Source organism: Photobacterium sp. WH24, assembly GCF_019204055.1.
In the GTDB taxonomy this organism is placed as follows: Bacteria; Pseudomonadota; Gammaproteobacteria; order Enterobacterales; family Vibrionaceae; genus Photobacterium; species Photobacterium arenosum.
On record NZ_JAGSOZ010000008.1, the window covers coordinates 179,400 to 193,511 of the forward strand.

Below are 14,112 nucleotides of genomic sequence, written 5' to 3' on the forward strand. Positions count from 1 at the left end.
AGTCATGCGTAAACAACAGCAACTGGTGGCCTTTGTCCTCACTGACGCAAGCCGCCACAGCCTGAACTTAATCGGTGAGCAGCTCCCGGATGTGGTAATGACAGTCCGGGAGGGCGATATGCAGGCTGCCTGTGATTACTGCCTGAATCAAGGCGCACCCGATGTGCTTATCGTGGATGCCGGTGATTGTGGCAAGCTGGAGTCTGACCTATCCGGGCTGGCGCAGTGTTGCCCGCCAACGATGAAACTGGTAGTGCTTGGCCAGCGGCAGGATCTGAATGTCTACCGCCGTCTGATGCAGCTGGGAGTGAGCGATTACCATGCAACACCGCTGGATGCGGATGCCCTGCGCCTGAGTTTGCTGGCCATGGTGGATCGCCCTGCAACGGCGCCTCTGCGCCGCGGCCGAGTGATTGCTGTTGTGGGCTCAGGAGGCGGTGTCGGCACCAGTACCGTCGCGGCCAATCTGGCCTGGCTGCTGGCAGATGAACATCATCAGCACGTTGCGCTGGTTGATCTCAACACTTATCACAGCCAGCACCCCATTTTATTGGGGGTTGATTATGAGCATATCCAGCACTCAATTTTTACTGAGGCCGAGCGATTGGATGACACATTATTGAGCCATGCGGCCCATCAGGTCAGTGAACGCTTGCACCTGTTTTACAGCCAGGACGGGGTTCAGGACTCTCCTGCCCAATTGTCGCAGGAGGTTATCAGCAGTGTGGCTATGGTTGCCGGCCATTACAGCACTGTGGTGGTCGATGTGCCTGACCTGCGCGATCCGGCCTGGCGTGCATTGGCTGCGCAGGCCGATCTGTGCCTGATACTGCATGACAGCAGTCTCAGTGCAATGCGGCTGCTGAATAAATGGCAGTTCCGGCAGGCCAGCACGCATCAGCGTCGTCTGCTGGTGGCTAACCAGTGCCGGACGAAAACCAGCCGGGTACCTGAGGCCGAAATGGCGCAGGCGTCAGGATTACAAACCCTGATGACACTGCCGTTTGATGCCGCTGCTGTGGTGAAATCGGAGCAATCAGGTCAGCCAGTGTCCTGCGTGGGCGGTAAGCTGGCTAAACAGCTGAGAAAGCTGACTCAGACAGTGATCAGTGGCGGTGCTTCCATTGCCGTGAAACGGAGTGCGGCATAATGTTTGGTAAACATACCCCGCCAGCGCTTGCGATGCAGGAAGAGGAACTGCTGACGATGTCAGAGCAGGCCAGAGAAGCCTTCTATCAGCAGGTTGAACCGTCGGTGGCTGCCAAGCTGTCGCCTCAGGCGCTGGCGCTCAAGGTCAGCGATGCTTTGCACGTGATAGCTGCCAGAAAACTGTTGCCCTATAACAGTGGCGAGTTGGCACTGCTGACCAGACAAATGGTGGATGAGATGATCGGCATCGGGCCGATCCAGCCGCTGCTCGATGATCCGAGTGTCTCCGATATCCTGGTCAACGGTCCGCACAATGTGTATGTCGAGCGACATGGCAAGCTGGAGCGAACCAAGATCCGTTTTCACGACAAACAGCATGTTCTGAATGTGGCGCAGCGGATCGTCAACGCTGTGGGGCGTCGGGTGGATGAGTCGACGCCTATGGTGGATGCCCGGCTGGCCGACGGCAGCCGGGTAAACGTTATTGCCCCGCCGCTGGCACTGCACGGCACGACCATTTCTATCCGTAAATTTCCGGCCAGCCGCCTGACACTGGACGCACTGGTCACGAACCAGAGCCTGTCGCCGGCCATGGCTCAGTTTCTGGCCCTGGCCGCTAAAGGGCGATTTAACATTCTGGTATCGGGCGGAACCGGTTCGGGGAAAACCACGCTGCTCAATGCCCTCAGCCAGCATATTGGTGATGACGAGCGCATCCTGACCATTGAAGATGCTGCCGAGCTGTCGCTGGATCAGCCGCATTGGGTACCGCTGGAAACCCGCAATGAAAGTGCGGAAGGGAAAGGCGAGGTGACCATTCGTGCTCTGGTACGCAATGCGCTGCGGATGCGGCCGGACCGCATCATTCTTGGCGAGGTACGCGGGGCGGAAGCGTTCGATATGCTGCAGGCCATGAATACCGGCCATGATGGCTCCCTCTGTACCCTGCATGCCAATAACCCGCAAGATGCCATGATCCGCCTGTCGAATATGCTGCAGATGGGCGCAGAAAAGCTGTCAGAATCGATTATTCAGTCCCAGATTGTCAGTGCGGTCGATCTGGTGGTGCAACTTGAACGGATGCGGGACGGCAAGCGTCGGATCACGGCCATCAGCGAAGTGGCCGGGATCAGCAAGGGCGCGATTCAGATGAAGCCGATCTTCCGTTTTCGCTATCAGCATGTTGATCACTCTTGTATCCAGGGTGAGTTTGATGCCTGCGGGATGTCGGAGGCGCTGCTGGAAAAAGCCGCGCAGTCCGGGTTGGATCAGGCCATGAGCGTCTGCAGTCTGCCGCTTGTCCAGCAAGGAGAGGCAGTATGCTGAGTATTACAGTGCTGCTAAGCCTGCTGGTGGTGTCGGTGTGGCTGATGATCCTCGGCTTGTGGTGGCAGGCTTATCGCCAGCGGGAATGCTGGCAGCAACAGGCGCAGCGCTACAGCCAGTTTCGTGCACCCGCTCAGCAGGAAACGCGCACTTTGCCTGAATGGTATCTGACCATGGCGACCGTGCTGGGGGGGAAACGTGTGCAATTCTGGCAACGTGCCGTCCCCGCGGCTGTGGTGGCGATCACGCTGCTGCTGACGGTCAACGGCATGACCTGGTTTGTCGCATTGAGTCTTTCGCTGTCTGTGACCGCGCTTGGCGTCTGGGTTGTTTATCATCAGTTGCAGCAACAGGCATTGGATGCTTTTCGTGATCAGCTGCCGGAAGTGATCGACGGTATGATCCGGGCGGTGCGTGTGGGCGCACCAATGGCTGATACCTTTGCGGTGATCGCCGATCAGTACGGGGAAGCGGAGGATCAACGTGCCGTGGTATCCCGCCTGTTCGGGCAGATGCATGACGAGCTGCGTGTCGGCCAGCCGCTTACCGACGTGCTGGCCAAAGCGTCAGCCAGAATGCCGGTGGCAGAGTTTCGCTTCCTTACCGTAGTGCTGAGCTTGCAGCAGGAAACCGGTGGCCGGTTGTCTGAGGTACTGAATCAGCTTGGCGATACCCTGCGCGGACGTAAAGAACTGCAAGCCAGTGTGGCCAGTATTACGTCGGAATCGCGCAGCTCAGCCAAAGTGCTGGCGGCGCTACCGGTTCTTATCGTACTGGTGCTGTTCAGTGCCGGACGGGAACATTTCGATTATCTGATGATGACTGTGCAGGGCCAGATGGTGGTCGGCTATGTGATCGGCAGTATTTTGTTCGGGCTGATGCTCATCCGCCGCCTGACCCAGATAAAGGCTTAATTGTTATGCCCATTCCTTTGATTTCTTCTTCCCTGATACTGGCAATAGCGCTGCTTTGGCTGGTTGTCGTGTCATGTGCATTGCTCTGGTATCAACAGCGTCAGCATGCCCGTTGGGCTGTGCAGCGGGTACGCTATTGCATGGAAAACGTCTCGGAAAAAAACGCTGAACGTCAGCACTGGCTGGCACGGATTGGCCGCCGCTATCCGGCGTCGGCGGCAGAGAAACAACGTCTGCTGAAAATGCTGGCTCAGGCCGGTATTGATAGTGACGATGGTGTCGCGAGAGTATGCGGGGCCAAATGTCTGAGCGGCATGGCGGCGGTCGTGGTGGCTCTGGTGTGGCGCTGGCAGGGCGAGTTGACGGCTATGTTGCTGATGGCATTGCTGTTTGCCTATGTGCTGGGGGCTAACCTGCCTGAGTACTGGCTGCGTCGCCGCTCTTTACGTGTCAGGGAGCAGCAACGCCGTGCTGTACCGGATGCCATTGATATGCTGGTGATCACAGTGGAAGCCGGGCTGTCACTGGATCGCGCGCTGGAGCGTGTCGGACGTTATCTGCAAGCGAGCGAACCCCGTCTTGCCGAGCAATTCCTGCGCACTCATGCCGAAGTACAGGTCATGGGCGATCCCGCGCAATGCATGAAAAAACTGGCCTGGCGAACCGGCCTGCCTGAGCTGGAACGGCTGGCTTCAACGCTGGCAATGGCCCAGCGTTACGGGTCGCCGCTGGCCGATACCATGCGCACCATCAGCAAAGAAGCCCGTCAGATGCGCAAGATAGCGCTGGAAGAGCAGGCGGGCAAGTTGCCGGGACGTATCACCTTAATCCAAATGGGCTTTATCATGCTGCCACTGCTGGTGTTAATCATAGCCCCTACCCTGAATCTGCTGATTGAAAGCCTGAGTGAATAACAGGAACACTTTGATGAATACGACTACTTCTGCTCAGTTGTTACTGCGCAACAGCCGCTATGTCTGGATTGCACTTGCCGCTCTGGCTCTGAGTGCCTGCAGTCGTCACGCCGATACCGTCAGCGCCAAGGCTCAGACCAATGCCATGGTTGTGGCACAAACCGCTTTCGACTCGCATCAGTATGTCAAAGCGGAAACCCTTTACCGGAAGATGCTGGATACGTCTGCGCCCTCCGGTGAGAGGGGGCAGCAAAACCCGCGGGCTACTCCTTTCTTTCAGCAAGCCCTGCTGATGCTGGCACGCAGTCAGTACCAGCAGGACAAGAAACAGGCGGCCAGAGATACGCTGCAGCAACTGCTGGAGATGCAAGGAGAACTCGCCCCGGAGGCTGCCTATTATCTCGGAAAATTCAGCCTGGATGATGGCAGGGTAGAACGGGCACAGGCTGCGTACCACCAGGGGCTGGCATTACAAGGCTTGACTGCGACTCAGGAAGCCAAATTGCGCAACGGCCTGGGCGTTGTGCTGTTAAATCAGAACAGTTACGTGCAAGGACGAGCCGCTTTCTCGCGGGCTGTGACGCTGGCTCCCGACGATGCATACTATCGCGCCAACCTGGCGCTGGGCTGGTTGATGGATGGCGAGGTGCGCGCGGCAAGGGAGGTCTTCGCCCCGTTGCTGCACTATCAGCAGTTGCCCCCTCGGGTGGAGATGAACTATGCCCTGTTATTGCTGGCGGAAGGGCAGGAGCAACAGGCCAGGCTGATCCTGTCCCGCTTCATGTCGCCGACTCAGGTTGATCACGATATACGCAGGCTGTCAGCCCGTTTTGAGCAGATACAGCTACTTCCGCTTCAAGGTCAGTCCTGATGCATCAACCGGTTCAGACTTCCTGTCGCCAGCGGGGCGTGGTCAGCGTGGAAATGGCCTTTTTACTGCCTGTCTTTATCGGGTTGCTGCTGCTGTTTGCAGACGTGGTGCGAGTGCACTGGCAATACAGCACCCTGGAGCATGCCATGCGACGAGTATTGCGCGAACACATGGTCGACAGCGTTCGGGGAGGGCTGCCCAGCGCGACAGTGCTGAAACAAGATATTCAGGCCAGCCTGATAGGTAAACCGGATTTCAGTCTGTCCGTTACCCGTTATGGTTCGCTGGCCGAGATGCTGCAGGCAGACGGCGGGCTGGCACCAGACGAGGCGATCCCTCTGGCGCCGTCTGATCCTGTATTGCGGGTGACAGCTGTACTAAAGCCGGCCATGACTGTGTATCCCCTGTTTTTTGCCAAAGCGCGGACCCTGGAATACCGAACGACCTTGATCATGCTTTCAGACAGGATGCCAGAATGAGCCGACGTGACTTTTCTTTAACCGGTTCGGGTTTCCCGGCCAAACAGCGCGGTGCGGCCAGTGTTGAAGCCGTGTTTGTCTTCGGCTTTCTGGTGCTGTTCATCCTGTCCTGCTCTGACTTACTCAGTGTGCTGCGTTTGCAGCAGCGGCTGGATAATCTCGCATATAACCTGACGCAGATGGTCAGCATGACAGCATTTACCCCCAACACTGACGCGGACAATCCCTTTACCTTCTATGGCCGGTATGCAGAACAACAGGTAACAGCACTGACAGGGAAACAGCTATCCGGCAGCCAGTACGGTTTGGCTATCGACTGGCGAAACCTGGCGACAGGTGAGGAGGTCAGTGTGGTCAAAGAAGGGTTGTGTACAGAAGTCAGCGACTGGCCAACTCTGACCCGGGGCATATTCGTTCGGGTCTCCTTGTGCCTGAAAACCGGCGAAGTGGCCTCCGGCAGCTGGCTGAACGAATGGCTCACCGGGACAAACTTGCGTGCCGGTTATGTACAGGAGATACAATGACAGTCTATGTATATCGTCAGAAAGGTGCCTTCTCTGCCGGTTTTATCCTGATGTTGATCGGCGCCGTGGGATTTCTCGTCACCGTCAGCACCATCATTCGTGCTTATCATGACCATGACAGATTGAGCGGTGTGGCGGATATTGCCTTGCTGTCGGCCTCGGACAGTGATGATCCATCCCGGGATGTGGCAGCCCTGCTCACATCAAACCGCATCGATGCCAGCGCACAGATTCAGTCAGGTGAGAACGGGGCCAGCCTCCGGCTGACAGGCAGCAGTCAGGACATTCCTATCGGGGTTAAAGCTGCGTCGCGGATTGTGCAGAGCACGGTAGAAATTGCCGTAGTGGTAGATGTGTCGGATTCGATGAAAGGAGAGCCGCTCAATCAGGTCAAGAAAGGGCTGGTGGATTTTGCTGATGTGCTTTTTGCCAAAGAAAGGCGCAATGATAACCGAGTGATCAGCCTGATCCCGGCCAGCGGCTTGGTGAACATTGGGCCGTATCCTCAGTTTTTCGAGCCGTCCAGTTTGCAGCCGCCCTTCAACCTGCAAACCCTGTTTAAAGAGAAGAACTGGCACAGCTTTTTGCACCCTTCCGTACCGGGACGGGACAGGCAGGCGTTTTGCGCCAGATTGGCGGAAGACAGCAGTGGGTTAACGCAATCGCGTGAAGTCTCGTCGCGCTGGGTTCGGCAGCTGGAACTTGCTCCGTTCCGCGGTCAGCAGATTGAGCTGTTTCATACCACGCAGCGCCCAGCCGGCAGCCGCTATGCCGATGGCACAGCGCTGAAAGCTTTTTATCCGTCAGATAACCCGGAACATGCTTATCGTGAAAATGCCCTGGCTTCGCTGGGCCTGTTTGACTCGCTGGACTGCGGTGTCAGTCCAATTATGGCGATGGCAAAGACTCAGCATGAGTACCAGCAAGGCATAGAGCAGCTTTATCCGGGCAATAATACCAACACCGCAGAAGGCGTGCTCTGGGCATGGCGACTACTCTCGCCCCAGTGGCAGGGACTGTGGCGGGAAGCCATGGCCGATCTGCCGCGTAGCTATGAAATGCCGAATAATGTCAAAGTCATGGTGCTGCTGTCTGATGGCGAGCACAGGGTCAACCCTGCGGTACGCGACAGAAAACAGGTGGCGATATGCCGTGAAATGAAAAAGCAGGGTATCCAGGTATTCAGTATCGGCTATGGCAACAATGCCCAGATTGTGCGCCAGTGTGCCAGTCCCGATGGCTTCTATACCGCGAATGAACGCAATATACGCACGGTTTTTAGCGTGATTGCCAATACCATCAATGACATTTCATTGGTGAAATAAAAAGCGTTATAACCGTCACAGACCGGTTTTACACTGTAAACCGGGTCTGTGACTTCTCTGCGTCCCACTTCCGCCACCTTTCATCGCCATTGACAACACGTCAAAAAATCGCTGCTGGCTATACTTAACTGGAATCGACACATCATTGCGGTTTTGCCTTTGTTCACAGGAGCACATGGATGAAAGTCACCCTGATAGTCGGCACTGTCTTACTGCTGGCTCTGGTTCTTGGTATTGGTTATACCGAATACCAGCGACGTGCTCAGACACTGGTGAAACAGTCACGCCCTGTGCCCAATGTGGTGGTTCAGCCGGTAGTGCGGCAAAACGTTGCCCGTCTTGTCGAAGCCCTTGGCACGGTGAAATCGCGCGAGTCAGTACAGATCACCGCAAAAGTGACGGAAAAAGTCGATCGTATCCATTTTGAAGACGGTCAGCAGGTGAGGGCGGGGGAGTTACTGCTCACGCTGACCTCGGGTGAACAACAAGCCAAAGTCAGGGCGGCACAGGCCAACCTGGACGAACAAAGGCGGGAATACAAACGCATTGAAGGTCTGGTTCGCCGCAACACTGTGGCGCGTTCTGAGCTGGATAAACTGCGGACGGGGATTGAAGTGGCCAGAGCCATCCTGGCTCAGAATCAGGCTGAGCTGGAAGCCAGAACCCTGCTGGCACCTTTTTCCGGTGTGCTGGGGTTTCGCCAGATCAGCCAGGGTGCGTTGGTGACGCCTGGTATGGTGGTCACCACCCTGGATGCCCTGGATACGGTTAAACTGGATTTTTCTGTGCCTGAACGGTTTCTCGGCCAGATTGAGCCTGGTGCTCAGGTGGAAGGAAGCGTCGCCGCTTTTCCCGATCAGGTTTTTTCCGGCAGGGTTTCCACGGTCAACAGCCGGGTCGACCCTCAGACGCGGGCCGTTGAGGTGCGGGCCAGAGTCGACAATCCACAATTGCTGTTACGGCCCGGTATGCTGATGACACTGGCGCTGACATTAGAATCCCGTGCCGGGCTGGTGGTTCCTGAAGAAGCGGTGATCCCGCGTCAGGCGGAACATTTTCTGATGGTCGTCAACGGCGAGAACGTGGTTGAACAGCGGCTGGTTGAGCTGGGTTTTCGCAGTCGCGGTGAAGTGGAAATTCTCAGTGGTGTGCAGCAAGGCGAGCAGGTGATCACCCGGGGGATGGATAAAGTCCGGCCGGGACAGACAGTGACCACTCAGCCTGTGGAGCATTTCACCTTCCGGGAGGCCGCCCATGTTTCTGACTGATCTGGCGGTCCGGCGGCCAGTCTTTGGCTCAGTGATCAGTTTGCTCTTGATTACTTTCGGGCTGGTGGCCTATGAAAGGCTGCCGCTGCGCGAGTATCCGGATATCGATCCGCCGATTGTTACTATTTCAACCAACTACCGGGGGGCATCGGCAGCCATTGTGGAAAGCCGGATCACCCAGATTGTTGAGGATCGGGTGTCTGGCATTGAGGGGATCCGCAATATCAGTTCCACCAGCAGTGACGGCCGGTCGGATGTGACGCTGGAATTTGGCATCGGGCGCGATATCGACGCCGCCGCGAACGATGTGCGTGACCGTATTTCCGGTATCCTCAATAATTTGCCGGACGAAGCGGACCCGCCTGAAGTGCAGAAGGCGGAGGGCAACTCCGAAGTCATCATGTGGCTCAATCTGGTCTCAGACCGGATGGATACCCTTGAGCTGACGGATTACGCCAACCGCTATCTGGTCGATCGCTTCTCTGTGCTGGACGGTGTGGCGGCGGTGCGTATCGGTGGCGGTAAAGAATATGCGATGCGGATATGGATAGACAGGCAAAAACTGGCTGCCCGAAGGCTGACGGTGTCCGATGTGGAAAACGCACTCAGGGCCGACAATGTTGAGCTGCCGGCCGGATCGATCGAATCGGAAAACCGCCAGTTTTCTATCCGCACTCAGCGCAGTTTTCTTGCTCCCGCGGATTTCTCCCGCCTGGTGATAGGTATAGGTGAAGACGGCTATCTGATCCGCCTGGCGGATGTGGCAAGTGTGGAACTGGCGGCGGAAGAAGAAAAAATCATGTTTCGCGGCAATACGCAGGACATGATAGGACTGGGGATTAACCGGCAATCGACCGCCAATACGCTGGAAGTGGCGCAGGCGGTGAACGCGCTGGTCGCCCAGCTCAATCCGACCCTGCCTGACGGTATGGAAATCAAAGAATCCTATGACTCCTCGGTGTTTATTCAGGCATCAATCGATGAGGTCTATAAAACCCTCTTTATTGCCCTGATCCTGGTCATCATCACGATTTACCTGTTCCTCGGCAGTGTCCGCGCCATGCTGATCCCGGCACTGACTGTGCCTGTGTCTTTAATCGGGACCTTCATTATTCTCTACGCCCTGGGCTATACCATCAACCTGCTCACCCTACTGGCGCTGATCCTGGCCATCGGGATAGTCGTCGATGATGCCATTGTGATGCTGGAGAATATTCACCGCCGTATCGAACTGGGCGAATCGCCGCTGAAAGCCGCTTTTCTGGGGGCGAGGCAGGTCGGTTTTGCCATTGTTGCCACCACAGTGGTGCTGATTTCCGTGTTCCTGCCGATTGGTTTTCTTGAGGGCGATCTGGGCAAATTATTCCGGGAATTCTCGGTCGCCATGAGTACCGCGGTGATCCTGTCTTCACTGGTCGCACTGACGCTGACGCCTATGATGGGGTCAAAAATTATGCAGCAGGTCGAGAGTGAACCCTGGCTGGTGCGTAAAGTCAGTGCTGTGCTGGGGGCGGTGACGGATTTTTACCGTGCATCGCTGATGAACTGGCTGCGCCGGCCTTATCTGATCATTGGCATTCTGGTGGTGATGCTGTGCGGCAGCGTCTGGCTGGCGACCCGTATCCCGACGGAATTTGCGCCCCGGGAAGACAGAGGCGCTATGTTCATTCTGATCAATGGCCCTCAGGGCGCCAGTTTTGAATACATGCAGCCCTACATGAATGAGATTGAGCACAGGCTGATGCCAATGGTTGAGAGCGGGGAAATCATGCGCTTGCTGGTTAGGGCGCCGCGGGGCTGGGGCCAGCTGGAAGATTTCTCCAACGGTTTTGCCATTGTGGTGCTGGAAGACTGGGATGAGCGGCGCAATGCGTTTGTGATCATTCGAGATATTCAGCAGCGCCTGAGTGATCTTGCCGGGGTGTCGGCATTCGCTGTGATGCGCCAGCCGTTCGGGCGCGGAGTTAACAAACCGGTGCAGTTCGTGATTGGTGGCGGCACCTATGAGCAGCTTGCCCAGTGGCGTGACATTATCATGGAGCAGGCTGCGAATAACCCCGGACTGGAAGGCCTGGATCATGACTACAAAGAAACCAAGCCTTTGCTTGGGGTGGATATTAACATCGAGCGGGCAGGGGACTTAGGCGTTTCAGTGACGGAAATCGGGCAGACGCTGGAATCCATGCTGGGCTCCCGGGTCGTGACCCGCTACGAATGGCGCGGGGAAGAATACGATGTGCTGATCGAAGGCCAGCCGGCGCGACAGAATACCCCGCAGGATCTCAGCAATCTGTACGTGCGTTCTCGGCATAATGGTGAACTGATCCCCTTATCGAACCTGGTAACTGTGTCTGAATATGCCGATGCGCCGACCCTGAACCGGTTCAACCGGATCCGCGCGGTCACCATAGAGGCTAATCTTGCTGATAATTACACTTTAGGAGAAGCATTAACCTATCTGAACGGACTGGTCAGGCAATATTTACCTGCTGATGCGGTGGTGAACTATAAAGGCCCGTCGCAGGATTTTCAGACCGCCAGCCATTCAATTCTCTTTGTGTTCGCCCTCGCGCTGGCGGTGGTGTTTCTGGTGCTGGCGGCCCAGTTCGAAAGCTATATTCACCCGCTGGTGATCATGCTGACCGTGCCGCTGGCAACCTTCGGTGCCTTGCTGGGACTGTACTTTACCGGTCAGACCCTCAACATTTATTCGCAGATAGGCATCATTATGCTGGTGGGACTGGCGGCGAAAAACGGGATATTGATTGTCGAGTTTGCCAATCAGTTGCGCGATCAGGGCAAAGCCTATCAAGACGCAGTCATTGATGCGGCCTGTGCCCGCCTGCGTCCGATTTTGATGACAGCCATCACCACGGCTGCCGGTGCGGTTCCTTTGATCCTGGCGACCGGCGCCGGGGCAGAAACAAGGCTGGTGATCGGGATAGTGGTGTTGTGCGGCATCAGTGTTGCGACCTGCTTTACCTTACTGGTGATCCCTGTGGTGTACCATCTGCTGGCCCGCCACACCAACAGCCCGGAATTTGTTACCCGCCAGCTGGAGAAAGAGCTGGCGCAGGACAATACTGTGCTGTTGAAAAAGAAACGGCTGGGGTGAGCTGGCATAGCAGCTTGTGGTAATGAATAACATCAGAGGCACAGCGGGCAACAAAAACTCACAATGCAGCCATAGCTTCGCTGCATTGTGAGTTAAACGTACATAAACAGTGGCGCTACTCAGATGCCATCTTGTCCGGTCCACGACCAGCCAGGGTAAAGCACGCCATTCACTGTGGCATTGTTGCCTGAAATGATCGAATGGGGTTTATCAACCGCTTTCCAATTGTCCGCTGTTGAATGCTCTAATTCAAAGACCACATTGCCCCAAAGATCATACGGGCCGGTGATTGAGGAATTGCGATAGGCGCCAAACAGGGTTTGTCCTCCCATCATCAAATGTGCCACTGAGCTTTGTCTGTTGATATCTACCGCCGCTTTACTCCAGATCATCAGCACGTTTATCTGGGTGCCATTGTCGCCCAGAAAATAGCCGTTGCCTGACACTTGTACCGAATTAAACTGGTTGGCCGCGCTGGACTGGGCGGAGGACGTGTCGCTGACATTGAGGGTATGTAACTGGTTACTGTCCTTAAAATCGGCAAATGAATTGCCCGCGACCCGGATCGCATTGCCTGTCATATTGGTCACGGTCAGGCTGCTGCTTTCACTGACGGTAAATTGTTCCAGCGGGGTGTCTGTCGTACTGGTGGCATCCGTGGTGACATTATCCAGTGTCACACTGCTGTTGGCCTTAGCCAGCACGGCAGGTACATCGACGGGCACTGAAATGTGGACATCTCGCAGCGTGACGGCAGCAGACTGAATGATAATGGCAGCACTGGGCTGCACCTGCTGATCCAGCACGATAGCACCGCCGTGGGCGCCGTCGCTGGTGATCTCAATCCCGCTCTGGTCGATGAGCAGCGGGCCCTGGCAGTGGCCAGTGATAGTTATTTTGATCGGACCGGAAAGCCAGATTCTGTTTTCGAGAGCACTTTTCAATGCATGGGGTCTGCGGTGGCAATTGATTGACAGCTGCTTGGTTTTCTTGCTGTTTAGCCTGCTGTCTGCACTGTGGTTGCTTTGTGTGGAGGCTGGCATTGCTTCCGCAGCAAGCTGTTTTGCATGAAGACTGGGTGAAACCATGACGGACGCGATGAAGGCCGAACTAAACAGAGAATAGGCGAAACCTTTCACGAGCCGCGGTCTTGATATAAACATAAAAATCCTTTTTCCTGTGGGATGAAGACGCTGGTGGTTAATGAATCTGGTTAATGAGTCTGGTGAATAAATCCACCTATGTATAAAACACCATTTTTATACGTGGGCGTGCATATGTTAATGGCTGTGAAAGGTTTTTCTGTTGCTAGGAAACGATTTTAAGATCGGCGCAATACAATTTTGTCGACCGGATGGTGCAGATAACCGGGAGTTTGTGGGAGATGCGGTTATTTGCTGTTTTCACCGTTTCACCCGGTATGTCGGGATTCACCCATACAGCAAACGGAAAGTCGGGCACTTTTCGGATATTTATCAGTCCAACACCTCATCAGCGGCCCTGAAAGGTTTTGTTGCTGAATATTTGGCGAAGTCGGGCCGTATTGAGATGGCTCAGTATCAGGAGAAGGTATGAATACAAAGCGACTCTTGTCTATTGCGATTAGTTTGGCTCTGGCGGGTGCGCTGGCAGGCTGTGATAAACCCGCTTCCGAAAGCGACATGTCATCAAATGCTGCACCTGCTCAGACGCAGGTGGCCGATCAGCAGACGACAGCCTATGTAGACACAGAACACAATGCGCGTAATTCGCTGGACTGGAATGGCACTTATGTCGGTACGATTCCCTGTGCAGACTGTGAAGGTATTGAAACTGTCCTTGTTCTGGATCCGCAGGGGACATTTGAACTGACTGAAACCTATCTGGGCAAAGATGGTGAGCAGTTTTCCGATCGGGGAAAATTTAGCTGGAATGACGCAGGGAATACCATCACGTTAACCAATGACAGCGGTGAAGGCATTCAGTTTTTTGTCGGAGAGAACCAGTTGTTTCGATTGGATCGTCAGGGCCAGCGTATTACCGGCAGCTTGGCTGATATGTATGTGCTGACTAAACAACACAGCCAGTGATAACCGCGGCGGCGGTGTTTTATCGCCTGCCTGGTGTTTGCCGCTGGATCTTTGTCTCTTAAACCGCCCTTCACGTTGCTGTTTCTTCAGACAGTCAGGCAGATAAGCAAACCTGGCTGTCTGATTTCCCGTCAGAGAAATTTACACCCTGTGTCCAG

Annotated in this window: 13 protein-coding genes; 12 read left to right on the forward strand and 1 reads right to left on the reverse strand. The window is 55.5% G+C overall.

Translation table 11 applies throughout. From position 1 onward, the window contains the following. Positions 1–4 precede the first annotated feature (4 nt). The 10 genes from KCG43_RS11910 to KCG43_RS11955 all read left to right on the forward strand — a co-directional run bounded on the left by KCG43_RS11910 (position 5) and on the right by KCG43_RS11955 (position 11,885). Positions 5–1,150, forward strand: a complete 1,146-nt coding sequence (locus tag KCG43_RS11910) for a P-loop NTPase (RefSeq protein ID WP_218385084.1) — start codon at positions 5–7, stop codon at positions 1,148–1,150. Beyond that, complete coding sequence (locus KCG43_RS11915) at positions 1,150–2,475, forward strand: CpaF family protein (protein WP_255558011.1); 1,326 nt, start codon at positions 1,150–1,152, stop codon at positions 2,473–2,475. Before KCG43_RS11910 ends, KCG43_RS11915 begins: the two co-directional genes overlap by 1 nt. Beyond that, positions 2,469–3,389, forward strand: coding sequence for a type II secretion system F family protein (locus KCG43_RS11920; RefSeq protein WP_218385086.1), 921 nt, complete (start codon positions 2,469–2,471; stop codon positions 3,387–3,389). Before KCG43_RS11915 ends, KCG43_RS11920 begins: the two co-directional genes overlap by 7 nt. A gap of 5 nt (positions 3,390–3,394) precedes the next feature. Further along, positions 3,395–4,303: a type II secretion system F family protein gene (locus KCG43_RS11925; RefSeq protein WP_218385088.1), complete on the forward strand. Its 909-nt coding sequence runs from the start codon at positions 3,395–3,397 to the stop codon at positions 4,301–4,303. A gap of 13 nt (positions 4,304–4,316) precedes the next feature. Next, complete coding sequence (locus KCG43_RS11930) at positions 4,317–5,174, forward strand: tetratricopeptide repeat protein (protein WP_304622554.1); 858 nt, start codon at positions 4,317–4,319, stop codon at positions 5,172–5,174. After that, complete coding sequence (locus tag KCG43_RS11935; protein WP_218385090.1) at positions 5,174–5,653, forward strand: TadE/TadG family type IV pilus assembly protein; 480 nt, start codon at positions 5,174–5,176, stop codon at positions 5,651–5,653. Before KCG43_RS11930 ends, KCG43_RS11935 begins: the two co-directional genes overlap by 1 nt. Then, complete coding sequence (locus tag KCG43_RS11940; protein ID WP_218385092.1) at positions 5,650–6,177, forward strand: TadE/TadG family type IV pilus assembly protein; 528 nt, start codon at positions 5,650–5,652, stop codon at positions 6,175–6,177. The genes KCG43_RS11935 and KCG43_RS11940 overlap by 4 nt, the downstream gene beginning before the upstream one ends. Next, positions 6,174–7,502 (forward strand): vWA domain-containing protein, encoded by a 1,329-nt coding sequence (locus KCG43_RS11945; RefSeq protein ID WP_218385094.1) that lies wholly within the window; start codon positions 6,174–6,176, stop codon positions 7,500–7,502. The genes KCG43_RS11940 and KCG43_RS11945 overlap by 4 nt, the downstream gene beginning before the upstream one ends. A 179-nt stretch (positions 7,503–7,681) precedes the next feature. After that, complete coding sequence (locus KCG43_RS11950) at positions 7,682–8,770, forward strand: efflux RND transporter periplasmic adaptor subunit (protein ID WP_225445206.1); 1,089 nt, start codon at positions 7,682–7,684, stop codon at positions 8,768–8,770. Next, positions 8,757–11,885, forward strand: coding sequence for an efflux RND transporter permease subunit (locus tag KCG43_RS11955; protein WP_192016156.1), 3,129 nt, complete (start codon positions 8,757–8,759; stop codon positions 11,883–11,885). The genes KCG43_RS11950 and KCG43_RS11955 overlap by 14 nt, the downstream gene beginning before the upstream one ends. A 119-nt stretch (positions 11,886–12,004) precedes the next feature. Here the strand turns inward: KCG43_RS11955 and KCG43_RS11960 are convergent, their stop codons facing one another. After that, the gene (locus tag KCG43_RS11960; RefSeq protein WP_192016157.1) at positions 12,005–13,048 is read right to left on the reverse strand and encodes a hypothetical protein; all 1,044 of its coding nucleotides are present in this window, start codon (positions 13,046–13,048) and stop codon (positions 12,005–12,007) included. A 142-nt stretch (positions 13,049–13,190) separates the two neighbouring features. On the opposite strand from KCG43_RS11960, the gene KCG43_RS11965 reads away from it, so the two are divergent. Together KCG43_RS11965 and KCG43_RS11970 are read left to right on the forward strand one after the other, a co-directional pair. After that, complete coding sequence (locus KCG43_RS11965) at positions 13,191–13,460, forward strand: hypothetical protein (RefSeq protein WP_192016158.1); 270 nt, start codon at positions 13,191–13,193, stop codon at positions 13,458–13,460. Then, on the forward strand, positions 13,457–13,954 hold the full coding sequence (locus KCG43_RS11970) for a copper resistance protein NlpE (RefSeq protein WP_192016159.1): 498 nt from the start codon (positions 13,457–13,459) through the stop codon (positions 13,952–13,954). The genes KCG43_RS11965 and KCG43_RS11970 overlap by 4 nt, the downstream gene beginning before the upstream one ends. Positions 13,955–14,112: the final 158 nt, after the last annotated feature.